This window comes from Labilibaculum euxinicum (assembly GCF_009795715.1).
GTDB classification, from domain to species: domain Bacteria; phylum Bacteroidota; class Bacteroidia; order Bacteroidales; family Marinifilaceae; genus Labilibaculum; species Labilibaculum euxinus.
Genome location: NZ_WTCR01000008.1, coordinates 129,931 through 155,502 on the forward strand (window position 1 = coordinate 129,931; position 25,572 = coordinate 155,502).

The window sequence follows — 25,572 nt, forward strand, 5'->3', positions numbered from 1 at the left end:
GTCGAGATATCACTTACGGCTCCCCAATTTCTTAGTTTAAAATCACCTGACAAAATAAGAAAACTAACCTACGGCGAGGATTTTGTCACCTTCTCCCGACGCATTCAGAATGAAATCGCATTAGCAGAATCTGACTTAGTATTTGCAGGCTACGGGATTGTAGCTCCGGAATACGGCTGGAACGATTATAAAGATCTGGATGTTAAAGGAAAAACCGTAATTGTTTTGGTGAATGACCCAGGTTTTGGCTCAACTGATAAAAGTTTCTTTAAGGGCAATGAAATGACATATTATGGCCGGTGGACCTATAAATTCGAGGAAGCAGCCCGTCAAGGGGCCGAAGGAATACTGATTATTCATCAAGACAGACCAGTTGGATACCCTTGGTCAGTAGTTTTAAACTCCGCATCGGTTCCGAAATTATATCAGCAAGCTAAGGATAATTATCAATCAAGATGTTTAGTTGAAGGCTGGATAACTTTTGATGCTGCCAAACAATTATTTGCTGATGCAGATAAGAATCTGGACACTGAGACTCAATTAGCCAAGCAAAAAGAATTTACAGGTTTTAATTTAAGCACAAAATTAAGTGTTGCTTTTAAAAATTCAGCGCATTTTGACGTTACACACAATGTACTCGGAATAATAAAAGGAACAGATCTGGCAGATGAATATGTTTTTTATTCTGCACATTGGGATCATCTTGGAATTGGTCCAAAAATGAATGGAGATTCAATTTACAATGGTGCTGTTGACAATGGAACCTCTCTTGCCTGGATGTTTGAAATTGCCAGAGCTTTTAAAGCCATGCCTCATCAACCTCGCCGGTCAATTGTTTTTTAGCTCCGTCTGCAGAAGAGTCAGGATTAAATGGTTCCGGGTTTTATGTAGACAATCCAATTTTTCCGCTAAACAAAACTGTTGCAAATATTAACAATGATCTGATGCTGCCTTATGGGCGCATGAAAGATGTAATGATTACAGGATATGGACAATCAGATCTGGAAGACATAGTAAGAATCGAAGCAGAAAAACAAGATAGACATATCCTGCCTGATCCTAATCCTCAATCGGGAATGTATTACCGATCGGATCATTTCAGCTTTGCCCGCGTAGGTGTTCCCGCATTATTTGCTCGTGGCAACAACGATAGCAGAGAAAAAGGCATAGAATACATGTCTGCAAAAGAAAAAGAGTGGCTAAGCAACAATTACCACAAACCTTTTGATGAATACGAAGAATGGTGGAATTTAGATGGTGTTGCCGAAGATGCCCGGTTACTTTTTCGCGTTGGCTGGGAACTTGCCAATCAAGATGAATTTCCGAAATGGAAAGACGGATCGGAATTTAAAGCAAGACGAGAAAAAGATCTAAAATAAATTTAGATCCATTAAAAGAAATGAGCTTGATTTATGATAGAATCAAGCTCATTTTATTCGTGTTTTATTTATAATTAAAGACCTTTAATGAAGCCAATCCTCCCAAAGATGTTTCTTTGTACGTGTATGGTAAATCAAGTCCGGTTTTCATCATTGTTTCAGTTACCTGATCAAAACTAATTCTGTGACGGCCATCTGAAAGTAACGCGTAGGTATTGTGGTTTAATGCGCGCGCTGCCGCAAAAACATTGCGTTCAATACATGGTATTTGAACCAAACCAAGAACGGGATCACAAGTAAGCCCCAGATGATGTTCCAAACCCATTTCGGCAGAATATTCAACCTGATATACAGTTCCTCCATGCAACTGAGTAGCAGCTCCGGAAGCCATGGCACAAGCTGTTCCCACCTCTCCCTGACAACCAACTTCTGCTCCCGAAATCGAAGCATTGGTCTTGACCAAATTTCCAATTAAGCCCGCGGTCGCTAAAGCTTTCAACACATCCTTTTTCCCAAACTTATAGAATTTCTTATGATAGTAAAGAACTGCAGGTAAAACACCACAGGCTCCACATGTTGGAGCAGTTACAATTACACCTCCACTAGAATTTTCTTCTGAAACAGCCAAGGCAAATGCATACAACATGGATCGTTTTCTCATCGGCCCGCTTAAAGTTTTCGCTTTTAATCGATATGAATGAGACTTGCGCTCCAGCTCTAAACCTCCCGGAAGTTCACCTTCTTTGTTCATTCCTCTTTTTACAGCCTTTTTCATTGCAGTCCAAACCTCATCCAGATAGTCCCAAATACCGTCTCCCTCCATCAATTCCACGTACTCCCAAAGTTGCTTTTTATTGCTTTTGCACCACTCTAATATTTCATCCATTGTAGTCAACCCATATATTTTTTGGGCAGACACCTCGCTATTGTCATCTATTATTGCTCCACCGCCAATACTGTAGGCAGTCCATTCTTCAATCAATTCATCTGATGCAGAAAAAGCTTTGAAACGCAACGCATTAGGATGCCTCTTCAAAAATTCTTCAGGCTGCCAGATCAAATTTAGATCTTTCTCCTCAAATACCTTTTCAATTGCAACACCTGTTAAATGCCCTTTCCCTGTCGCAGCCAGACTGCCAAACAAAGTCACTTCATATTTATCTGCTTTAGGATGGCGCAGCAAAAACTGTTCTGCTGCTTTACGCGGTCCCATTGTATGACTGCTCGAAGGCCCGTACCCAATGCGATAAAGCTCTTTTATTGATTCCATTATGACGTTTTGTTGTTGTTGTGTAAGTTGGATGCAAATGTAAGAAAGTCAATAGATACTCAATATGCGATTTGAAAATATTTTGCACAAAAAAAGAGAAACCAAATGATTTCTCTTTCTTGTCGGGGTGGCAGGATTCGAACCTGCGACCTCCTGCTCCCAAAGCAGGCGCGATAACCGGGCTACGCTACACCCCGAAACTTAATTCCGGTATTCTATTTGACAAAGAAAAGCCTTAAAACTCCTCTAAAATATTGTCGGGGTGGCAGGATTCGAACCTGCGACCTCCTGCTCCCAAAGCAGGCGCGATAACCGGGCTACGCTACACCCCGAAACTTTCATTCCGGTACTCTATTTAGATAAAAAAAGAGAAGTTTTTAAACTCCTCTGAAAAATTTTCGTCGGGGTGGCAGGATTCGAACCTGCGACCTCCTGCTCCCAAAGCAGGCGCGATAACCGGGCTACGCTACACCCCGAAAATTTGCGGAGGGGGAAAAAAATTTCGCCAACTCCATTTTCCATCTTTATAGAAAAAATTGCGGAGAGAGGGGGATTCGAACCCCCGGTACAGTTTCCCGTACGTCAGTTTAGCAAACTGGTGGTTTCAGCCACTCACCCACCTCTCCTGATCTTGCGGTAGCAAAAGTATGTAAAAAATTCAGATGTGCAAAATATTTACCTCCCATTAATAGAAGATTTCGGCGCTTTGGATTATAGTAAATTATAAATCAATGAGATTCATTTCATTTTTTTTTCAAATTACCCAAAATAAAACCGGAAAGTACATGAATACTCCCCGGTTACAATTGAAATTATATCAATTCATCTATTTCTTTTTCCCTTTATCAGATGGATTTGCAATATTATCCCTCATGTTAGTATCTGCTTCAATATTCTTCATTCGGTAATAATCCATAATCCCCAATTGACCATTTCGAAAAGCTTCGGCCATTGCCCGGGGAACTTCTGCCTCCGCTTCAATCACCTTTGCCCGCATTTGCTGTGCCAATGCCTTATTTTCCTGCTCAAGAGCAACAGCCATGGCTCTTCTCTCTTCGGCTTTTGCCTGCGCTATTTTCAAATCAGCTTCAGCCTGATCTGTTTGCAAAACTGCTCCAATATTTTTTCCTATGTCAATATCAGCAATATCAATCGATAAAATTTCAAAAGCGGTACCAGCATCCAATCCTTTTTCCAGCACTACACGTGAAATAAAATCAGGATTTTCAAGAACCGTTTTATGAGATTCACTTGACCCAATTGAAGATACGATTCCTTCTCCTACCCTTGCCAACACAGTTTCTTCACCTGCTCCTCCAACCAATTGCCGGATATTCGCACGCAAAGTAACCCTGGCCTTAGCTATTAACTGAATACCATCTTTAGAAACGGCTGTTACAGGAGGAGTATTAATGACTTTAGGAATAACACTCATTTGCACGGCTTCATACACATCTCTACCGGCCAAATCAATAGCCGTAGCCATTTTAAATGTCAAATCGATATTAGCTTTTGAAGCTGACACCAGAGCATGCGTTACCTGAGCGACACGACCTCCAGCCAAATAATGAGCTTCCAGTTCATCCCGATTCAAAATCAAGCCTGCTTTTGTACCTTCAATTAAGGCACTTACAATCACTTTTGGCGGAACTTTCCTCCATCTCATAAACACGAGCTGAAGTAAAGAAATTTTAACTCCTGATAATAGAGCCGAAAACCAAAGACCTACTGGGACGAAATAGAATAGTATATATATTCCAACCCCAACGGCGACAATTAACATTATTAATGCACCAATTTCCATTTGATTTATTTTAGATAGGTTTTACAATTACAATCTTATCAACAATACCTACAACAACAACCTTTGTCTTTTCATCAACATAAGCTCCCGTTGATCTTGCTTCAACAATTATATTATCCAACTTCACTCTTCCCATTGGTGCAAGACGTGAAACACAAATCCCCTGATCACCAATAGTAATATTTTCATCATCCAATTTTTGAACTTTAGAATCGACTTCTGTATTTAGCATTATTTTATTCCACGTTTGTGACTTTAAGGCTAAAACCAAAGATATCCCACTAAAAACAACAGCAGACAAAACAGTGAGGTGTCCTACTGAATTCCCATAATGGTGATAAGACATATAAATACCTCCGGCTATCATTAAAATCCCACCAATGGCTGCCACCGTAATTCCTGGAATGACCAAAAACTCCAACAGTAAAAGAACGATACCGAATACGATAAGAAGTACAATAATTAATGCTGTCATTTGCTATAAATCTAATTTATCTGAAGCTAAACAATATTCACTTTCAATCCTTTCTCTGCTAATCTATCCCTCATAGGTTTAATGGTACTCATATCTCCTTTTTTTACATCACATTTCCCCTTGTAATGAGTAATATAAGCGCATTGTTCTGCCTGATCAGGATCATGTCTGCAAACATCAACCAACGCATCCACAACAAAATCAAAAGTGTGAAAATCATCATTAATCAGCATCAATGTATTGCGGTTTAAAAGATCGCTGATTACATCGCTCTCTTCTTTATCTGTATGTGTTTTATCAATCCCCAACATTACCAATCTCCTCTATTTATTGTCTAAGTATTTCGAGTGCTTGCTGAATGGTTATCTTATCATTACCTGAAAATGCTACAGTAAAAGCATCCCCTAAACCGGCCTCGCGAAGTTCCATTTTCAATTTACTCACTTTGCTGTAAGAATCAAAATTACCAACAGTGCAAATCGTATACCCTCTGTAATCTTTGGAATAGTCTATTGGGTACTTTGAGAAATTTTCCAATTTTAATTTAACATCCTCAGGAACTTCACCGGAATATGCTCCCACCTGAACTCTAAAATTAACCTGATCATCTGTAACAGTCTGGATTGCTTTTGTATTGACAATAGCAGCCACAGGTTGAGGCTCAGGCTTATAATCCTGATCGGTTGCCTTAATAGCTTCACTTAAACTGGTTTTAACACCATCCTTATAAGCTACAACAAAAGCATTGGGAAACAATTGACGAACTTCAGGAATTTTTTTCTTAGCTGCAGCAAATGTAGAGTAAGTTCCAACCATGTATTTATACAATTTCCCATTCCCAACAATTTCTTCCTTCACGTCATCTAAACCTGAAAAGAAGCTTGATTCTGCTCTGTTAGAGAATACACCGACCTGCAAATGATAAACATATCCATCCTCAGTTTTATTAACAACTTTAGCACCAGACCTTGAATTTGTGGAAGGAATTATTTCCGAACTCATTACCAGTTGTCCTTTCCTGGAAGGAGCATGCACCTCAGCAGTAACAGTTCCAATAATATTTTTATTCAGATAATCAGATTCCTGAGATTGAGCCTTCAATAATTTATTTTCGGCCTGCTTACTCAATTCAAACGACTTTTGTTCCAATTTAGATATCTTATTGGACAGAATAGTATGAGGCATTCCTTCCAAGCCATTCAACTGGCTTCTTAAGTCTTCGGTACCGTCAATTAAACTATCCGAATTAAATTGGTCATTCTTAGCTTCAATAAAAATCTCCCTGGCCTCGCTCGATTTAAACTCGTTCAAATAATGATACGTCAATTCACTGGTAACCGGAAAATTAAAATATGGGAAATCTTCTTTGTTATATTTCATCGAATAAGAAGGCTCTTCCGCACCTTGTTCAAATAAATTTCCGTCGACACTACTACTCCCCACATTTAATATCGCAATATTGGATAACAGATCAGGGTTCATCACTACTTTTTGTTCCGGATAATCAGATAATTTTATTTTGTAGATAGTTACTTCATCCTTTCCATTCTCCCTGCTTGAAGTAAAACATGCATACTCATCGTTTAAATCAGTTGCAAAAAACAAATCGTTAGATGTCGAATTAATCGGAAATCCCATATTTTGAGGTTCACTCCAAGTGTCAGATATTTCATTGTATACTGATCTGAAAATATCAAATCCCCCCATACTTGTGTGACCTTGAGAACAGAAGTAAAGAGTTCTTCCGTCATTCGACATAAACGGATATACTTCATCGTAAACAGTATTTAGAGAGTTCAGTGCTTCCCATTCTCCCCATCCACCGTTTCTTAAGCGTTTGGCACGATACAAATCCCGTCCAGTCTTTTTATTTTTTCCATAACTTGAAAAGTAAATATACTGTCCTTTATTTGCCAAACAAGCTACCTCTCTATCTCCGTCACCATCATATCTGGATGTAAGAGATTTATCTTTCTTTGACAACCGATCCTCAAAACCTTCAATATCGTAGTACCTAAAAAATTCATTCCTGTTTACTACCTTTTTATTTTTTACATCAACCACATAATAAGAATTTACCAGAGGTAAACCATTCTGACACATCTCAATTAACCGATCGATACCAATTGATTTCTTTTTATAATATTCACGAAACTTCCGATAATACCTTATTGCGGAATTAAACTCATAATTCATATGAAAAGCCCGTCCCAAATAGTATGGAACCGATGCATTTACATTTTTCGTTGATGCAATCTTAAGATGCTGAATAGCCTCCTTTACATTTTCATTCACTTCAACCTGACAAACTCCCAGATAATAATTGTATTCCGGATCCTGCGGATACACATTTATTAATTCCTGATACAACGGCAATGCATTAATAAAATTCTCCCCGTCGAAGAATGTAAAAGCCTCCTGCTCAATCTGCTGTTCTGTTTTCCCTCCACTAAAGCTTTGCGCAACTGAAAACTGGAGGAAGAAAAAAGAAAGAAAAAGTAAACTGTAGTGTAATCTCATTTTATTATTCATAGAATCAATTTCTTGAAAATGGAAATTGGGAAAACAAAGAATGCTTCCCTCCAATTAACAACCAAAAAACAATAAACCTCCTGCAACGTATCATTTGCATCAACAAAAACCTCTTGTAACATGCAGGATCTAACAAAAAGTTAAGATAGTAATTATTTTATAACAAAGATAATATATAATGTGTAAGTACGAAATTACAAAACAGAGATTAAGATTAACAAAATAACGAGTTGGAAAAATAAAAAAGAAATCCATTCCTCATGTTTTGGAAGCTTTTTTTTTTAACTTCAGTGGTTGATAATTTTAATGCTAAAAATTCGTACCTCTATGCATATAAAGGTATATTTGCAATTCAAATTCTAAATCCATGACAAACTTAAAAGAAGGAGATAACGCACCGGAATTCACTGGTTTAAATCAAAACGAGAAAGAAATAAAACTTTCTGATTTCAAAGGCAAAAAAGTCATTCTGTACTTTTATCCGAAAGACAATACTCCCGGATGCACTGCGGAATCGTGTAATTTAAACGAAAACTACGATGATCTGACAAAAAAAGGATTTGAAGTAATTGGCGTAAGTCCGGACAAAATATCATCGCACCAAAAATTTGCTGCAAAGTATAACTTAGCATTTAATTTAATTGCTGATACAGAAAAAGAAATTTTAGAAGCATATGGTGCCTGGGGTGAGAAAAAGTTATACGGAAAAACTTATATGGGAGTTTTGAGAACTACTTTTGTAATTTCGGAAGAAGGAATTATTGAGAAAGTATTTACCAAAGTAAAAACAAAAGATCATACCAATCAGATTCTATCTGAAATGGACTTAGTGTAGAAAATAAATAATTGAAAATATATTATGAGCGCAAAAGAAGTTGTAGAAATCAACAAAGAAAAGCTAAAAGCACTCCAGTTAACCATGGAGAAAATTGATAAAACCTACGGTAAAGGTGCCATTATGAAAATGGGGGACAATGCCGTTGAAGATATTGCAACCATTTCAACAGGATCTCTATCCTTAGATATGGCGTTAGGTGTGGGCGGACTTCCAAGAGGAAGAATTATTGAAATATACGGACCGGAATCTTCAGGTAAAACTACTCTGGCCATTCACGCTATTGCTGAAGCTCAAAAAGCAGGTGGTATTGCTGCAATTATTGATGCAGAGCATGCATTTGATCGTTCATATGCTGAAAAACTAGGTGTTGATACTGAAAACCTATTGATTTCTCAACCTGATAATGGAGAACAGGCTTTAGAAATTGCCGACCAGCTGATCCGCTCATCTGCAATTGATATAATTGTTATTGACTCGGTTGCTGCTTTAACTCCTAAAGCTGAAATTGAAGGTGAAATGGGAGAATCGAAAATGGGATTGCAAGCCCGTTTGATGTCTCAGGCATTGCGTAAACTTACAGCTAACATCAACAGAACCAACACAACCTGTATTTTCATCAATCAATTGCGTGAAAAAATTGGTGTGATGTTTGGCAACCCTGAAACAACAACCGGTGGTAATGCTCTTAAATTTTACTCTTCTGTTCGATTGGATATCAGAAGAATCGGACAGATTAAAGATGGTGATGAAGTAAATGGCAATCATACTCGTGTTAAAGTTGTAAAAAACAAAGTTGCTCCTCCATTCCGAAAAGCTGAATTTGACATTATTTACGGTGAAGGAATTTCCAAAACAGGTGAAATCATCGATCTTGGAGTTACTTACAACGTAATTAAAAAGAGTGGATCATGGTTCTCGTATGGCGAAACTAAATTAGGACAAGGTCGCGAAGGAGTAAGAAAACTTCTTATTGACAATGTTGAATTGGCTGAAGAATTAGAAGCTAAAATTATTGATGCAATCAATAATCCTGTAGCTGCAGTATAATTTTGTCTGAAAAAAATATATAGAAAGACTCTCAAATTTTATTGAGGGTCTTTTTTTTAATACATTCCCAGCTATTTGAAAATACGATATATCATGTCTTTAGTATGAACAAATCGATTATTAAATGTTCTTCGTATTTCTTACATTTACGGTGCTGAAATAAATTAACACAACAAACCTATACAATCATGACAAACAAACAACTTTTGTTAGGCTTGGCAATTGTGACAGGATTATCATCCTGTCAACAAAAAGCTGAGGAATCAAAAAACGATTCGTCTTACAAAACACCGGAAACAAAACTAGAGTCGGATGTAATGACTCCAGAAGTTTTATGGTCATTCGGGCGCCTTGGCGGAGAAAACATTTCCCCTGACGAAAAAACAATTTTATACGGAGTAAACTATTTCAACAAAGAAGAAAATCGCTCTTACCGCGATCTATACACTCTTCCTGTTGAAGGTGGTGAGCCTGTTCAGTTAACAAACACAGAAAAAAAGGAATTCAACGAAATCTGGAGACCTGACGGCAAAAAAATCGCATACATTAGTTCTGCCGGCGGAACAACTCAAATGTGGGAAATGAATCCTGATGGTACCAATCCTGTTCAGGTTTCGGATATTGAGGGAGGCATTGATGCATTCAATTACTCACCTGACATGAGTAAAATATTCTATCTGAAAGAAGTACAATTGGAAAAAGCGGTAAAAGATTTATATCCGGATCTTCCAAAAGCAAATGCCCGCGTAATTAACGACATGAACTACCGCCACTGGGACAGCTGGGTAGATACATACACTCACATTTTCCTTGCTGATTACAGTGAAAAAATCACATCAGGAAAAGATATTATGCCTGGTGAAAAATGGTCGGCTCCGGTAAAACCATTTGGTGGAACCGAACAAATAGCCTGGTCTCCTGATTCAAAAACCCTGGCCTATGTATCACGTAAATTACATGGTGTAGAATATGCAAAATCAACGAATTCGGACATCTACTTTTTCGATATTGCTACCGGCGAAACCAAAAACATGACGCAAGGAATGATGGGCTACGATATGAACCCTGTATTCTCGCCTGACGGCAGCAAAATGGCTTGGGAAAGCATGGAAAGAGATGGTTACGAAGCTGATAAAAACCGCTTATTCGTAATGGATTTGGCTACCGGCGAAAAAACTTTCTACACAAAAGATTTCGATCAGAATGCTCAATCGTTAACCTGGACTGCCGACAGCAAAAGTATATATTTTATTTCGGGATGGCATGCCGTGCAGGAAATCTACAAGCTTGACCTTGCCGATGGTAAAATCAAACAAATAACAGAAGGCATTCACGATTACCATACAGTTCACATTGCCGGCGATGCTCTTATTGCAACCAAAGTATCGATGTCGAAACCTGCTGAAATCTACAATGTAAATCCGCTAACGGGAGAAACAAAAGAGATTTCATTTGTGAATAAAAATATTCTTGACCAACTTGAAATGGGCAAGGTTGAGAAAAGATGGATAACCACCACCGACAACAAACAAATGTTGGTTTGGGTAATTTATCCTCCTCATTTCGATGCCAGCAAAAAATATCCTGCGTTACTTTATTGCCAAGGTGGTCCGCAGGGAACCGTTTCGCAGTTTTGGAGTTACCGTTGGAATTTCCAGATGATGGCAGCCAATGGCTATATTGTAGTGGCACCCAACCGAAGAGGATTACCTGGTTTTGGTCAAGAATGGAATGAACAAATTTCAGGCGATTATGGCGGACAAAACATGAAAGATTACTTAAGTGCTATTGATGCTGTTAAGCAAGAACCGTTTGTTGACGAAAACCGTTTGGGTTGCGTTGGCGCCTCTTATGGTGGATTCTCGGCCTACTGGCTGGCCGGACACCACGAGAAACGATTCAAAGCATTTATTGCTCACGACGGCATGTTCAATTTGGAAGCTCAGTATTTAGAAACCGAAGAAATGTGGTTCGTAAACTGGGATCTTGGCGGTCCATTCTGGGAAAAAGACAACAAGATTGCTCAACGCTCTTATGCTAATTCTCCACATAAATTTGTTCAGAATTGGGATACTCCGATTTTAGTTATACACGGCGGAAAAGATTACCGCATTGTTGAATCGCAGGGAATGCAGGCATTTAATGCAGCACGCCTGCGCGGAATTCCTGCTCAGTTTCTTCATTTGCCTGAAGAAAACCATTGGGTTTTGGGCGTTCAAAACGGAATTTTATGGCAGCGCACTTTCGCCAACTGGCTTGACAAGTATGTGAAAGAAGCAAAATAAAATTTGAAGAAAATTACAATACAGAATCCCCATCAGACTTTCGTTTGATGGGGATTTTTATTTCCATTCAAATTTAAAAATCATCATTTACCGCTCAATAGAAACAACAAAAAATGAACAATGGAATAGAATTTAAATTCTTTCATCCTCTTTCTTCCTATTTGCCCAACGCGTTCTGCGCGCTCTGATAACAGCATTGGTATTCTTCAACTCAAATTCGACGAATCGGGCAAAACTGTCGTAACGATCAGGTTCTACCTGTCGGAAAGTGAATAAAAAAGGAAAAATATCATCATTTAATATTCGATGCACCTTATGAGCCTGTGCCGTTGTCTGCACTCTTTGTTTACGTTTAACCTGCTCAGTATTGGTTAGCCTGTAAAGCGCTTTCAATTGATCGAGGCTCAGGTGTAAAACAGTTAAATACTTCTCGGTTCCCTTTAGTTTATCGGCATCAGTTTTTAGTTTTCCTGATAACAATCTCTCAGTTAATATTTGCAAACCAGAAATTTTTTTTTCCAGATTTTTCTTGTGAGTATCTACACCAATGACTGCAAGTTGCCCCCAAACTTTCCCCGCACTGTTTACAATCTCCTTATCGGGATGATGTAAGTAAGCCTTTATCATATACTTTAAGCCAACAAATAAACTTGCTATTTGACTATTCAGCTTTTTCATCTCCAAAGTATAAGCGCCATTACGCACGGTTCCAAATGAATCTTGAAGAATCTTATTTTGAATGTTCAACTCTTCCAGATTCAGTTGCAGGTGATCATTTATTTTTGGCTTCTTCATTTTCCAGAAGTCTACTATCGCAATTGCAATCATTCCTACCTCAATTGCTTTGGCATGTGCTAATAATTGTTGATTCATCGGATTATTTTTCTGTACTAAAATAATAAACCATTAAGATACATATATTTTACAACTAATAAATTACATCATCTTATCATTAAAATTATTTTTACACCTGATAATTAGTAATAACTACTATTTATACACTATTTTATATTGTATTAATAGATTAAACGTATCGGTTTCATTATTTATACAACACAATAAACTACGTAAATATTAAAACACACTTCTTCTCAGAGATCAACTAAAAATCCCTAAGTTTACAGAAAATTTACCGTGCCCCATGAAGAAATTCCTATTCTCAACTACCGTATTGGCCATTTTTGCGTGCTTGCTTTGGGCAACTCCATTTACAGCAATTAAAATAGGTTTAAAATATACAACTCCTCTTCAATTTGCTGGTATTCGATTTCTCCTTTCGGGATTAATTATTCTGCCCTTCATTAAAGATTTGAAGTATAAAATCCTGGAATCGAAAAAAAGATGGCGGTTCATTCTTTGGGTAGCCTTGCTGCAAACCACTTTCCTTTACGGATTGTTCTATACTGGAATTAGTTTTGTTCCGGGTGCTTTGGCGGCCATGTTAATTGGTTCGCAACCTTTGTTCGCTGCTGTTTTTGCCCATTTTATGCTTGCTAATGACAAGATGAGCTGGAAAAAAATATTTGCCATTATTTTGGGAATAACCGGCGTGTGTATTATTAGTCTGGGTAGGGCTGATTTTGTTCTAACAACAACAATTCCACTTGGTGTAGGAATTTTAATCCTCAATAACATTGTAGGAAGTACCGGCAACGTAATTGTATCGCGTGATGCAAAAGACATGCCTCCCCGGGTATTGGCTTCTCTTTCGATGATAATTGGAGGCACCGCACTGATGCTGATCTCTATTCCAATAGAAAATCCATCCTGGAATACCATTCATCCAGGCGAATACTATCTTTCATTAGCTTGGTTAGCTATGGTCTCGGCATTTGCCATCACCATTTGGTTTGGCCTTTTGCAACGGCCTGACGTAAAAGTTTCCAATTTAAATACATGGAAATTTATCGTCCCAATTTTTGGCGCTTCATTAAGCTGGTTAGTTCTTCCTGATGAACATCCTGATTTACTATCAATTATCGGGATGATTGTGATTGCATGCAGTTTGCTTTTTGTTAATTATCTGAATCGAAGAGTGGTAAAGTAAAACTCCAACAAGTTTAATGACTTTGTTAGCCGATTCGAATTAAGTACTACTTCCTTTTTTTCTCTTTATGAACCAGCTTAATACCTTCGATGTAGTTCATTACTTTTCTTAAAACATCAGACCATAAGCATAGAAACAAGAAACCGGTTCCCAGCCAAACTACAGCAAGATTGAACCAGAATGTATCGATATAAAAATTGCCGATTCGTTTCACCGGAGAATAAAAATGAGAACGTCCAAATCTCGAATCCGGATACATTAAAATAGGATCTTTCTTTTGAATCAATTGATCATCTACTTCAATCATTTTATTAATTTCCGTTTTATTCAAAACCAAATCAGCCAAACCGGTATTGTAATATTTTTGCTTAAACTCATAAACACCATCGCGCCCCAAAGAATCGACCAAACGGGAATACTCAAAGTCTTTTTTATAACCAGACTCGCTTGCCAAACCCAAATAGTATAGCTTTACCTTATCCAAAAAACTCTTGGTTTGTTCGGCAACATTTAAATTAAAATCGTGAACATTCAACTCCTTTAACTCAGGGAAAATATTGATTCCTGCTTCTCTTCCCAATTGAGAAATCTCATTTCGAAGCATATCAAATTGAGCCTCCGTATCGTCTGAGTTTTTTTCAAACTCGATACTTCGTTCGCATTCCAGCAAAACAGATTCAATTTTAGGAATCAAAAATGAACTTTTAAAAGAAGCGTCACTAATTCCTTTATCAAACTCAAAAAAGTGTTTCTCAAATTTATTGTCTTTAAACTGAGTAACTGCTAAAGCTTCGTAAGCCCAGCGCGTAGTCATAAAATCGCCAACAATTGGAACGTAAATCTTATCGGTAATCCCGGCATGCAAATCATCAAATTTAATCATTGCCCCGCCCAACAAGAGCTGAGGAACCAGAATCAAAGGAATCAGTATGTAAATAGTAATCACAGAATTCAATCCTGCTGAAATGTTTAATCCGATCATGTTCGAAAAGCATGACGTTGTGAACAATACCAACCAATAGGAAAAAAGCATTCCTTCAACCTCCAAAATATAGTTGCCAACCAATACAAAAGATAAAGACTGAATTGCAGAGAGAATAAATAAGAAGATGATTTTAGAGCTGAGATAACTTAGCCTGCATAAGTTCAGAAATTTCTCCCGTTGTAAAATCCTTTTGTCCCGAATAATTTCTTCTGCACTTACGGTTAATCCCAAAAACATAGAAACCACAACCGACATGAACAGAAAAACCGGAAAATTTTTATTTTCACCAAATACATATCCTGCGTCGGTAGTGTATTTCGTGAAATAACCTAATATCACTGCAAGCAATGGTGCCTCAAACAGATTAATAATCAGGTATTGTTTGTTGGTTAATTTCGAAAGAACATTCCGAATCCAGAAAATTGAAAATTGCTTTAATTTTCCTGGAATCTTAAAATCACTTTGTGGTAATTTTTTATCGGCACGCAAGGGCAAATGATTGGCTTCTATATTGTCCTTGTATTTCTGATACCACTCCACAGGAAGAATTCGTCTCTCGCGAGTTGGTTTTCCCTGATCATCAATTAATTTGGTTTCAACAATCTGCAATATCTGTTCAGGATTTACATTTCCACAAGTTACACACTCACTCTCAGAAGCATTTACCTGCGAATTCTGAGTCTTGAAGTAAACAATTGCATCAATAGGATTGCCGTTATAAATAGGATAACCACCCCGATCGAGAATCCAAAGCTTATCGAACATTTTAAATATTCCCGACGAGGGTTGATGAATATTGGCAATTACCAATTTGCCCTTTAACGTTTGCCTCTTGAGCAGATTCATAACCATTTCCGAATCGGTAGAAGACAAGCCGGATGTAGGTTCGTCTACCAATAAAATAGCAGGCTCCCTCATCAGCTCCAAACCGATATTTATCCTTTTCCGCTGTCCGCCGCTAATAAATTTATTCAATGGATTCCCAACCTTAAGATCCCGCACCTCATACAAATCCAAATCCTGAAGTATCTTCAATACTTTTTTCAAGATTTGAATTTCACTGTAATCCTTAAAACATAACTTGGCGTTATAATACAGATTTTGAAAAACACTCAATTCCTCAATCAATAAATCGTCTTGCGGAACAAAACCAATCAATCCCTGAACTGCCAATCTATTTCTATGAATATCGTAATCATTAATCCGAATTTCACCGTGATTTAAAGTCAAATTTCCGTTCAAAACATTCAGTAATGTGGACTTACCAACACCACTGCCTCCCATTATACCAATCAGCTGTCCGCTCTCTTCCGAAATATTAAATTTGTGTATTCCATTATTTGAGTTTCTGAACTTAAATTCAATTTCCTTAGCCGAAAATATTATTTTCTGCTGCGACTCTTCCTTCAAAAATTTACCGGCAATATCCGAGAAATAAATTGATTTAATATTGGGTCCTTTAATTATGGAACCATTACTTAACTGGTAAGTTTTATCCGGCTTTATTTTGTTTCCCTCCAGATAAAGATTTAGCTCTCCCTCGTATTTGAATACCAGCAAGTTCACACTTTGCGCAAACATAACAACAATTCTTCCATACAAGTTATCACAGAACAAATGCTTAAAATCGTTTTCTGTCTTTTTTACATCTTTCTTCATGAACCAAGACAGATTCTCGGACCACTCTGTCACCTTATTATCGATGATCAGGAACTTACTTTTGTCGAATTTATCGAGCGTATCACCCCAAACAAAAGCAAGGCAATTGATAAATTCAGATCTGGGTATTTTAAAGCTTTCCGCAACAATACTAATAAACTCAAATTCATTTTCGCTGACAATCTTGTCTTCATAAACAAATTCCAGCAAACGCAGCAAAACAATCAAACGTTCTTCCTGAACCAATTCTGCTTTTATCTTGGTGCAAACCTTGGAGGCCTCTGTTAATGAAAGAATATTGGCTTGCTGAGAATGCACACTTGCCTGATACTCCATCTCACGACGATAGAATTCAGAATAGTTCTCAAATAATCGCAGATACTCAACCTGGAGTTCGAAATTCACATAGCGATTCAAAAAACCTTCTACAATTACTTTCCCTTCCCGCGAAACACCTTCTTCTTTGGCATTGGCAACAATGGCAAAAAGGTGCATTAGTGCATTTAAAATCGATTCCCCCATTTACTTTCTCAGAATTTATGGTTTGCCTTTACCAGACTAATTTTAAAAATACAATTTATTTCGTAAACAAAAGGATAGTTGAACCAATGATCTTGGCATAAAAAAACTGCCTTCCGAAACGAAAGGCAGTCACATATCTTGTTACATCGAACAATTACTGAACGATAGAATCTCTAAGTTTAGCAACACTAGTGGTAATTTCCTTAAGCTGTTCTTCATCCATACTTCCATCAACAATCTTATCATAGCTAAGTTTAAGTCCATTTAATTCTATCAATAAAGAATCAATATTAGGATCCTTAGCCTCAGGTTCCAATACCGACAGCAATTTCTCCAAAACTTCTTTTTGATCAAAAATTACTTTTACAATTTCCGGATTAGAATAAGTATTCTCAGAAATATGAGTTGCAATATACAATCCCTCAATAAAACTACCGCTAACAACCATTAATGATAGATTACCTTTGGCATTCTTATTTAAAAACTCATAAGTATCGTAAAACGAATTTGTGATTATTTTCACCAACTGATCTTTATCATCCAAATTCTTTTCAACCTCTTCCACAAGAGTTTCATTGTAAGCACTGGTAATTTCCAGATTATCAATTAAAGCTTTAGATGCTTTCAAAAACAACATTGTTTCCTGCTTGCGCTGATATGTACTTGCATAACTCAAATCTGCACTATACACACCAAGATTCAAGGCTCTGGCTTTTTCAGTAAAATATTTATCAGCATTCTCTGATGAATTAGAAAGGCCTAATATATAATCAGCACCAATACGATTCAACATCGAGGTCAACTCAAAAGTGGTTGGAAGAGGATAAACTACATCTTTCACCTCTTTTTCAATTGCTTTCTTTAATAAAGGCTTCACAGTCTGCCCTTCAGTATTCTTTTTATCAACTGGCTTACAGCCAACAAAGTTAAAAGCAAAGACAACTACTACAAGAAAAGCAATATAACGGCAATTAGTCAGTTTTTTCATGGATTTTCAATTTTTTTAAATCTAAAATTCAACTTTTTCAGGTCTAAATTTAACAAAAAGGGAGCGAATTACAAGCATGAAATCCCCAATATATTTACACTTCTTAATTCCAGTTTTCCATGCTTCAAACATAGTAGAAATTATAAGTTTAAACCCATCTCTTATTCCAGAACAATACACACTTCATTTTTACTGCGAATCAATCAGATACAAACACAGCTTTACACACAAAAAGAGATCCTGTAAAAAAATTCCACAGGACCTCTTGAAAAACAGAACTTGATTATAATATTATGCCGGATGTATTCTTTGAAAGAAACTCTGTTTGTAATTATTTCCAATTGGAATCGTACTCTTTTCCATATGTACCATGTTTCCTTCTATCGATATAATTTTAGATAAGGATACGATGTAAGATTTATGAATCCGATAAAATTTATTTGATGGTAACAAACGCTCAATTCCTTTCAGTGATTGATAGGTTACAACATGTCCTTCCTTTGTGAAAATCTTAACATAATCGCCCAAAGCTTCAACATATAAAATTGAGTCGAGACTAATATTAATGGTTTTCTTATTAGCCTTAACAAAAATAAATTCCCGCTCGTCCTTATCTGTTTCCTGCGGTTCCGCCACACCTTTAACTCTTTCCTCTGCTTTTTGAACCGCCTGTAAAAATCGTTCAAATGAAAAAGGTTTTTTCAGATAATCCAATACATTCAGCTCATAACTCTCCAAAGCATACTCCGTGTAAGCCGTTGTAATCACTACCATGGGTGGATTTTTATAGGTTTTCAGAAAATTAATACCACTCAAGCGAGGCATATTAATATCCAGAAAAATAAGGTCGACCTCTTGCTCCTGCAAAACTTCCATTGCCTCAATAGCATCACTGCATTTCCCTTTTAACTCAAGCCCAGGTAGTTCAGAAATATATTTTTCTAAAACCCGCTGCGCTAACGGCTCATCATCAACTATTAAACATTTCAACTTCATAGAATCTAAACTTAGTTAGGACAAATCAATTTGCAAGCTAATCTTAAAAAGGTCATTCTCATCTTTAATTTCCAGCCGGTGTTTTTCAGGATACAGCAACTCCAACCGACGAATTACATTTTTTATTCCAATACCACCATTCTTTTCATTCTCTTTATTCCAACCATTCTCCGATCGGTTCTCTATTGACAATTCAATATGATTCTTATCTTCAAAATTAAAGAGAATATTTACAAAACCACCATTATTCCTTCCGTAAGAACCATGCTTAAATGCATTTTCGATAAGAGGCTCGAACAACAGAGGTGCAATTTTGCTTCTTGCTGCATCACCTTTCACTTCCATTTTTACTGGAATACTATCATCCAATCTAATTTTCTGTAAATCCAGATAATTCTTTATAAACTCCAGCTCTTTCTCCAACAAAACGTAACGGTCATTACAATCGTACAAAATATACCGCATTAAATCGGATAACTTTAACACCAAACCGGGCGCTTTATCCGACTTATCAAGCGTAAGAGAATAAATGTTATTTAGTGTATTAAACAGAAAATGTGGATTTATCTGAGCCTTTAGTGCCTTCAGTTCTGCTTCTAATTTTTCCTTTTCAATATCTTTTAATTGAAATGATATTTTTTGCAAAACAAACCACTCCCTCATTAAGGATAAAAAGCTTGTAACCCCAACATAAATAAATGTAAAAAATGCAAAATTAAACCATACAACAAAAGTCAACTCCTCGAAAAACTGTTCACCCTGCACAAATCGTCCTAAAGGATAAACCAACAAAAAATCAATAAAAAAAGCCGCCAAAGAAATCACTCCCAACAAGGAAATAACATACGGAAAAAACCGTTGCCTCTTAAACAGCAATGGAATCAAAATAAGCAGATTAAAGTAAACCGCAGCAGCAAAACACAGATTGAACACAAATGTCATTAAGACAGGTTCTAATCTTAGTATATTTTTAAAATTACTTGCCACAAACATGGTGAACAGCCAAAACGTAAAGGCAAGCACCCAAAACAATATATGATAAGCAATCCGGCTAGGTGATATCTTTTTTATGTTAGTCATAAATATTCTCAACTATGAATTTCAAAATTAAAATAGAAAAGAATTAATAAGGAGTGAAAATTATTCGTTGTTACATGCAATTCTCCCGTTAAAAGGTGATAATTTTCAGATGTCTTACCCGAATAATTAATGTTTTGATTTTGATATCTTTCTATGCTGTTGTAATATTGTAGTAAATACAAATCTAAATAAAAGAGCCAGCTATGTTTGCAAAAGATATTTTATTTTGGAATGTTGACACTCAATTTGATTTCATGAGTGCATCAGGGAAACTATATGTTCCAGGTGCTGAGCAAATTAAACCTATTCTAAAGCAAATAACTGCTTTTGCAAAAAGCAATAATATTCAGGTAGTTAACACTGCTGATTTTCATTATGCCAATTCAAAAGAATTATCCAACAAGCCTGATTTCATTACAAGTTTTCCACCACATTGTATGGCCAATACCTCCGGAGCCGAATACGTGAGCGAAACAATACCAGAAACTCCATTTTCAGAAGTATTTTGGAATAATAAGTATTCAGAAAAAGATATCCGTGATTTTATCATCAATAGAAATATTGTAATTCGAAAAGATGCTTTCGATGTATTTCAAGGAAATAAAAACACGAATGCATTACTGGAACTAATTGCACCTAAAAAAGTTTTTGTGTATGGCGTTACAACCAATGTTTGTGTAGACTGTGCTGTTGTTGGCTTAGCCAAACGCGGCATTTCGGTTTATGTAATTGAGGACGCAATTAAAGAATTACCAAATATTCCCCTCCCCTTTTCCAAGTGGGATAAATTAAAGGTTAAAAGAATCACATTCTCAGAAATTGAGAAACACCTGAATTAAAGAGCTGCCAGTTCTTTTACTTTTTGCACTTTCTCCTCTAAGGGCATAAAACCATCCAGCCAATGGATATTTGAGCCACTGCGTTCCATTTTTCGAAACCAGGTCATTTGGCGCTTGGCAAATTGATGAATTGCCACTTCCAAACCATTAAACATTTCATTGTAGGTTAAATCGCCAACAACATACTGTGTTAAAAATTTATATTCCAACCCATAATATATCAGATCTTCAGCCGAAACTCCTGATTGCATCAACGCCTGAACTTCTTCAACCATTCCTGATTTTAACCGCTCTTTTAAGCGCTGAGTAATTCTCTCCCGTCTAATTTCACGATCGAACTTAATTCCTATCAGCAATGGATTCAGCTCCGGATAATCCATTTCAATTTCCGGATGTGAGGCATAATAGCGTTCTATTTCGATAGCACGAATTGCCCGCTTCTGAGTTTCCAAATCAGAATTATTGTGCACTTCTTTGTAAGAGCGAAGAATGGTACCTAATTCATCGAGCGATTTATCAAGCATTGTATCCCGAAAGGCCTGATCTTTTGGAACTGCAATCAGCTTATAACCTTTCAAGGCTGCCTCCAAATACATTCCCGTTCCTCCGCAAACAACAGGCATTTTCTTTTTTGCGGTAATCTGCTCAAAAGCCTTTACAAAATCCTGCTGAAATTCATAAACATTGTATTTATACCCTGCATCAGCAATGTCAATCAAATGATAAGGAATTGGAGTTCCATCCAAAATATATTCATCAAGATCTTTACCGGTACCCAAATCCATTCCACGGTAAATCTGACGCGAATCGGCACTAATGATTTCGCCGTTAAATTCCTTTGCCAACTTTACAGCCAGACTTGTTTTTCCAGTAGCGGTTGCTCCTAGTACAACTAATAAGTTATTCTGCATCTTAAATATTTTTTCCGAACTTAAAACGATCTGTTTTTGTTCATCCGGATAATGTTTATCTTACAATAAGACAAGACTGTGTATGTAAACTACGCAGTAAAATTACTTTAAGTTTTTTGAATTCACCAATAACTCCATTCAATATGACAAACCTAAGTGCATACAAACACAGTCTACTCCTTTTTATTCAGCCGGAACAAACCTGGAAATCAATCTCAACTGAAGACCACAGTCCAAAACAATTATTCTTAAGCCTTTTGCTCCCCTTACTATTCTTAATGGCCATTTGTAATTTTTCAGGTTATCAATTGTTCGATCAAAATCCATCTCAACATATTAATATGCACTTATTTTCGGCAAGTGCCACATTTTTATTTTCCATTCTATCCATCTACATTTCCACACTTCTTGTTAGTAAATTTGCACAATTCGAAGATAAAAAGGATAGATTTAACCGAGCTTTCACTCTTATTGGTTTCTCCTTTATCCCTGGTATTTTATTCAATTCACTGGCATTTTTATTTCCCACAATAAATTACCTGACCATTTTAAGCCTTTTTAGCTTTTACATCCTATACAAAGGAATATCTCCCATACTATCTATTCCTGATGATAAAAAATCGGGTTATTTTACATTTATACTGATTGGTTTACTTTCTATATATGCCGTTTTAGGGGCTTTTTTTATTGGAATAGCCAGCCTTATGGGATTTTAATAAAATAGCTGTAACAGAAGCCTACAATTTTGCAAAAAAGTACAGCAAATTAAAAAAGCTTGTTTAATTTTGATATCAATCAATATTAAGAAATTACAGTAATGAATTTTCGCATACAAAATACTATATACTCTTTCTCCAGATGGCTTAATCTGCTTATTGAACCAAAAAAGGAGTGGGAAGCTATTGCTCTGGAAACACCCAATGTGAAATCTATTTTTATATATTTTGCATTTCCGGTAATTGCCGTCAGTTCGCTTCTTTCTTCCATCGGAGCTTTCATCCACACAGGAAGTCTTAGCATTGGAATTTCTCAATTTGTTGTTTCTTTTATTTCCTTAAACCTGGGGTTTTTAACGGCCGGAAAAATGATTGAACTATTGGCTCCTAACTTCCAATTACAAATTAAGACATCAACTATCTATCAACTAATTGTATACAGTGGAGCAGTTTTCTGCTTATTTCACAGTTTTGCAAAATTATTTTCACCTTACTCTTTTCTTAATCAGATATGTCTGGTTTTTGAATTGTATTTTATTCGTGTTTTATGGTTGGGAATATCACCTCTGCTTCCTATAGCCGAAAATAAAAAACCCGGCTTTACAATTGTAGCCTGTTTGCTTATTTTAGTTCTCCCACTAATCTTTGAACGAATGTTTTCCGTTATTTTCACGCTTCCGGTTACAATTTAAATCGTAAATTTGTCGGGCAATAAAGAATTTACAATGCAGAAAATAAATATCAGAAATAAAAAAGCAAGCTTCGAATACGAATTCATCGAAACCTTTGTAGCAGGAATTCAACTATTTGGAACCGAAATCAAGTCCATACGTGCAGGGAAAGCAAACATAGGAGACTCCTTTTGCTACTTTAACGCAAATGAACTTTACGTAAAAGAAATGCACATTTCCGAATACAAATTTGGTTCATATTATAATCACGAAGAAAAAAGGGAACGAAAACTCCTTCTTAACCGAAAAGAATTGGATAAATTGGATCGAAAAACTAAAGAAAGTGGTTTAACCATTGTTCCTTTGAGAATTTTCCTGAACGAAAAAGGTTTTGCAAAAATGGAAATTGCGCTTTGCAGAGGAAAAAAACACTACGACAAAAGGGAAAGTTTAAAACAACGCGATCACAAAATTGAGATAGACCGTATGATGAAGAGGTAGTTAGCTCAACGCATCAATTTTTATTAAAAAAACAAGATATTTCCTTCCAGAACTCCTTCTTTTTATCCTATATTTGCACCCCGGTTCTAAAAACCCAGACAAAATCCATTTTCTTACTTTTCAACGGAGTATTAACAAGTTATCAACAGTGTTGATTAATTGTTAATAACTTCCAAACGCCCCTATTTTAGATCAATATAATTGTTAACAACTAAAAATTCCCGTTTTAGTCAGTAAGGATATTAACAACTAAAACAGGAATGAATATGAACAGGCAAAAAGTTATCAACAAACTAATATTCAAAAGTACTTCCACCTAGAAACTCTCTCATTAAGGAAGTAGGAGGTATTTCAGCATCGCTAATTGGAAGAAAGTAACTAAAGAACTTTAATAGTCTGTTTGCTTCCGAATATTCTGCCTGATTGGGCTGAATCTCTTTCAATATTGGTTCTGCATATCTCTTTAAAACACCCAATTCGTACTGAAGAGCTGAATTAAACATCACATCAGCCTCTTCCTGATACGGGAAAATATTTTTTTCTTCACCACGCCTAACACTCGGCCAGCGACTAATCGTATCAAAAGCACTGTAATTTCGATATTTATGATCCCGAACAATCCTGCGAATCAGACGGTTATCTGTTGATGGAATCCTGTTATGACCATCAATAGAAATTGAGGTTAATGCAGAAATATAAATTCTAAATTTTGAATCATCGGCAATAAGAGGAGTTAATTTTGGATTCAGAGCATGAATTCCTTCCACAACTAAAACCTGCTTGCCATTAATTTTCAACTTTTCCCCATCGAAATAACGAGTACCAGTTTCGAATGAAAACTTTGGCAATTCAACCTCTACACCATTCAGAAGATCGACCAAATTCTCATTAAACAGGCGAACATCCAAAGATTCCAACGCCTCAAAATCGTACTCTCCATTTTCATCTTTAGGAGTTTTCTCCCGATTAACGAAGTAGTTATCCAAAGACAAATTTACAGGATGCAACCCAGCAACTTTAAGCTGAATGGCTAACCTTTTTCCAAAAGTTGTTTTCCCGGATGATGAAGGTCCGGAAATTAAAATGAGCTTTACATGCTTTCTTTTCTTTCTGATTTTATCTGCTATTTGAGAAATTTTCTTCTCGTGCAAAGCCTCCGATATTTTTATCAGCTCTGAAATATTGTTATTCTCAACATAGCCATTCAAATCACCAACATTAGAAATATTTAAAACATTTCCCCAACGTTTGTATTCACTAAATATCTTTAGCATTTTCTCCTGAGGAATAAAGGTTTCCGTTTCCAACGGATTTCTTCTTCCAGGAGTCATAAGCAACATTCCCTGAGCAAAGGGCAATAAATCAAACACCTTCAGTTTGCTTGTAGACGGAACCAAAAAACCATAAAAATAATCAACACTATCGCCTAAATGGTAAACGGATGTGAATAGATTTCCCCGGGTGCGAAACAGACTGGTTTTCTCTTTCAAGCCTTGAGCTTCGAATAATTCTATTGCTTTCTCTGTTTCAATTTCTTCACGAACAAAAGGCAGATCAGCCTCCATGATCCCAATCATTCTCTCTTTAATATTTTCAATATCACCAGGCGTAAGCAATATGTTCTTATCTGTTATCCGACAATACAAGCCATTCGAAATTGAATGCTCGACCCTGAAACCTGCTTTTGGATACAAATCATGAACTGCCTTGTAAAGAAGGAAACACAATGAACGGACGTACATTCTACGCCCATCCGGATGTGTTCCATCCACAAACTTTACATTTTTAGGCTTGTAAATTTCGTAGCTTAACTCTTTAAGCTTATTATTAACCATTGCCCCAAGCACTTCCCCATTAAGTTGTGGTTTGATATCTGCAAGTATTGTCTGAAGATCGGTGCCAATAGGGTAAGATCTTTTCTCTTTTAAATCTTCAAAATAAATATCAATCAATTTTCCCATAGAATTCTAAATTTACAATGTACCCGGTTATGATTATACTGTTTTTAAAGATAACAATTAGGATGG

20 protein-coding genes, 4 tRNA genes and 1 pseudogene are annotated in these 25,572 nt (G+C 36.5%); 9 read left to right on the forward strand and 16 right to left on the reverse strand.

Features of this window, described 5'->3' with window-relative positions; genetic code table 11:
* Positions 1-282 precede the first annotated feature (282 nt).
* Positions 283-1,379 (forward strand): annotated as a pseudogene (locus GQR60_RS20110) (M28 family metallopeptidase).
* A gap of 64 nt (positions 1,380-1,443) precedes the next feature.
* Here the strand turns inward: GQR60_RS20110 and GQR60_RS12155 are convergent.
* The 9 genes from GQR60_RS12155 to GQR60_RS12195 all read right to left on the reverse strand — a co-directional run bounded on the left by GQR60_RS12155 (position 1,444) and on the right by GQR60_RS12195 (position 7,460).
* Complete coding sequence (locus tag GQR60_RS12155) at positions 1,444-2,649, reverse strand: L-serine ammonia-lyase (RefSeq protein WP_124993184.1); 1,206 nt, start codon at positions 2,647-2,649, stop codon at positions 1,444-1,446.
* A gap of 122 nt (positions 2,650-2,771) precedes the next feature.
* Positions 2,772-2,846: transfer RNA gene (locus GQR60_RS12160), tRNA-Pro, on the reverse strand.
* Between the two features lie 60 nt (positions 2,847-2,906).
* Positions 2,907-2,981: transfer RNA gene (locus tag GQR60_RS12165), tRNA-Pro, on the reverse strand.
* 69 nt (positions 2,982-3,050) lie between these two features.
* Positions 3,051-3,125 (reverse strand) — tRNA-Pro (locus GQR60_RS12170).
* 63 nt (positions 3,126-3,188) lie between these two features.
* Positions 3,189-3,275: transfer RNA gene (locus tag GQR60_RS12175), tRNA-Ser, on the reverse strand.
* Between the two features lie 200 nt (positions 3,276-3,475).
* Entirely contained in the window at positions 3,476-4,453 is a 978-nt protein-coding gene (gene floA / locus GQR60_RS12180) for a flotillin-like protein FloA (protein ID WP_101311289.1), read from the reverse strand.
* Positions 4,454-4,463: 10 nt separating this feature from the next.
* Complete coding sequence (locus tag GQR60_RS12185; protein ID WP_124993185.1) at positions 4,464-4,928, reverse strand: NfeD family protein; 465 nt, start codon at positions 4,926-4,928, stop codon at positions 4,464-4,466.
* Positions 4,929-4,954: 26 nt separating this feature from the next.
* Positions 4,955-5,239: an ATP-dependent Clp protease adaptor ClpS gene (locus GQR60_RS12190; protein ID WP_124993186.1), complete on the reverse strand. Its 285-nt coding sequence runs from the start codon at positions 5,237-5,239 to the stop codon at positions 4,955-4,957.
* Between the two features lie 16 nt (positions 5,240-5,255).
* Complete coding sequence (locus tag GQR60_RS12195; RefSeq protein ID WP_124993187.1) at positions 5,256-7,460, reverse strand: PD40 domain-containing protein; 2,205 nt, start codon at positions 7,458-7,460, stop codon at positions 5,256-5,258.
* Positions 7,461-7,827: 367 nt separating this feature from the next.
* On the opposite strand from GQR60_RS12195, the gene bcp reads away from it, so the two are divergent.
* From bcp to GQR60_RS12210, 3 genes are all read left to right on the forward strand, one after another.
* Entirely contained in the window at positions 7,828-8,295 is a 468-nt protein-coding gene (gene bcp, locus GQR60_RS12200; protein ID WP_124993188.1) for a thioredoxin-dependent thiol peroxidase, read from the forward strand.
* A gap of 24 nt (positions 8,296-8,319) precedes the next feature.
* Positions 8,320-9,345 (forward strand): recombinase RecA, encoded by a 1,026-nt coding sequence (gene recA, locus GQR60_RS12205; RefSeq protein WP_124993189.1) that lies wholly within the window; start codon positions 8,320-8,322, stop codon positions 9,343-9,345.
* 188 nt (positions 9,346-9,533) lie between these two features.
* Positions 9,534-11,630: a S9 family peptidase gene (locus GQR60_RS12210; protein WP_124993190.1), complete on the forward strand. Its 2,097-nt coding sequence runs from the start codon at positions 9,534-9,536 to the stop codon at positions 11,628-11,630.
* Positions 11,631-11,762: 132 nt separating this feature from the next.
* Here the strand turns inward: GQR60_RS12210 and GQR60_RS12215 are convergent, their stop codons facing one another.
* Positions 11,763-12,503 carry a DUF6261 family protein gene (locus tag GQR60_RS12215; protein WP_124993191.1) on the reverse strand — a complete coding sequence of 247 codons (741 nt, stop codon included), beginning with the start codon at positions 12,501-12,503 and terminating at the stop codon, positions 11,763-11,765.
* 268 nt (positions 12,504-12,771) lie between these two features.
* On the opposite strand from GQR60_RS12215, the gene GQR60_RS12220 reads away from it, so the two are divergent.
* The gene (locus GQR60_RS12220) at positions 12,772-13,677 is read left to right on the forward strand and encodes a DMT family transporter (protein WP_124993192.1); all 906 of its coding nucleotides are present in this window, start codon (positions 12,772-12,774) and stop codon (positions 13,675-13,677) included.
* Between the two features lie 46 nt (positions 13,678-13,723).
* On the opposite strand, the gene GQR60_RS12225 is transcribed toward GQR60_RS12220, so the two are convergent.
* The 4 genes from GQR60_RS12225 to GQR60_RS12240 all read right to left on the reverse strand — a co-directional run bounded on the left by GQR60_RS12225 (position 13,724) and on the right by GQR60_RS12240 (position 19,907).
* Positions 13,724-16,843, reverse strand: a complete 3,120-nt coding sequence (locus GQR60_RS12225; RefSeq protein WP_124993193.1) for an ATP-binding cassette domain-containing protein — start codon at positions 16,841-16,843, stop codon at positions 13,724-13,726.
* 154 nt (positions 16,844-16,997) lie between these two features.
* Positions 16,998-17,831 (reverse strand): hypothetical protein, encoded by an 834-nt coding sequence (locus tag GQR60_RS12230; protein ID WP_124993194.1) that lies wholly within the window; start codon positions 17,829-17,831, stop codon positions 16,998-17,000.
* A gap of 291 nt (positions 17,832-18,122) precedes the next feature.
* Complete coding sequence (locus GQR60_RS12235; RefSeq protein ID WP_225441409.1) at positions 18,123-18,827, reverse strand: LytR/AlgR family response regulator transcription factor; 705 nt, start codon at positions 18,825-18,827, stop codon at positions 18,123-18,125.
* A gap of 15 nt (positions 18,828-18,842) precedes the next feature.
* Positions 18,843-19,907 (reverse strand): sensor histidine kinase, encoded by a 1,065-nt coding sequence (locus tag GQR60_RS12240; protein WP_124993195.1) that lies wholly within the window; start codon positions 19,905-19,907, stop codon positions 18,843-18,845.
* 203 nt (positions 19,908-20,110) lie between these two features.
* Here GQR60_RS12240 and GQR60_RS12245 point away from each other — a divergent pair, with 203 nt between their 5' ends.
* Entirely contained in the window at positions 20,111-20,746 is a 636-nt protein-coding gene (locus GQR60_RS12245) for a cysteine hydrolase family protein (protein WP_124993196.1), read from the forward strand.
* Here GQR60_RS12245 and miaA read toward each other — a convergent pair.
* Positions 20,743-21,657, reverse strand: a complete 915-nt coding sequence (miaA, locus tag GQR60_RS12250) for a tRNA (adenosine(37)-N6)-dimethylallyltransferase MiaA (RefSeq protein WP_124993197.1) — start codon at positions 21,655-21,657, stop codon at positions 20,743-20,745. The genes GQR60_RS12245 and miaA overlap by 4 nt on opposite strands.
* A 143-nt stretch (positions 21,658-21,800) precedes the next feature.
* On the opposite strand from miaA, the gene GQR60_RS12255 reads away from it, so the two are divergent.
* The 3 genes from GQR60_RS12255 (at position 21,801) to smpB (ending at position 23,545) form a co-directional block, all read left to right on the forward strand.
* On the forward strand, positions 21,801-22,373 hold the full coding sequence (locus tag GQR60_RS12255) for a Yip1 family protein (protein WP_124993198.1): 573 nt from the start codon (positions 21,801-21,803) through the stop codon (positions 22,371-22,373).
* 101 nt (positions 22,374-22,474) lie between these two features.
* The gene (locus GQR60_RS12260) at positions 22,475-23,065 is read left to right on the forward strand and encodes a YIP1 family protein (protein WP_124993199.1); all 591 of its coding nucleotides are present in this window, start codon (positions 22,475-22,477) and stop codon (positions 23,063-23,065) included.
* A gap of 33 nt (positions 23,066-23,098) precedes the next feature.
* Positions 23,099-23,545 (forward strand): SsrA-binding protein, encoded by a 447-nt coding sequence (gene smpB, locus GQR60_RS12265; RefSeq protein ID WP_124993200.1) that lies wholly within the window; start codon positions 23,099-23,101, stop codon positions 23,543-23,545.
* Between the two features lie 293 nt (positions 23,546-23,838).
* On the opposite strand, the gene GQR60_RS12270 is transcribed toward smpB, so the two are convergent.
* Positions 23,839-25,506: a nucleoside kinase gene (locus GQR60_RS12270; protein ID WP_124993201.1), complete on the reverse strand. Its 1,668-nt coding sequence runs from the start codon at positions 25,504-25,506 to the stop codon at positions 23,839-23,841.
* Positions 25,507-25,572 lie beyond the last annotated feature (66 nt).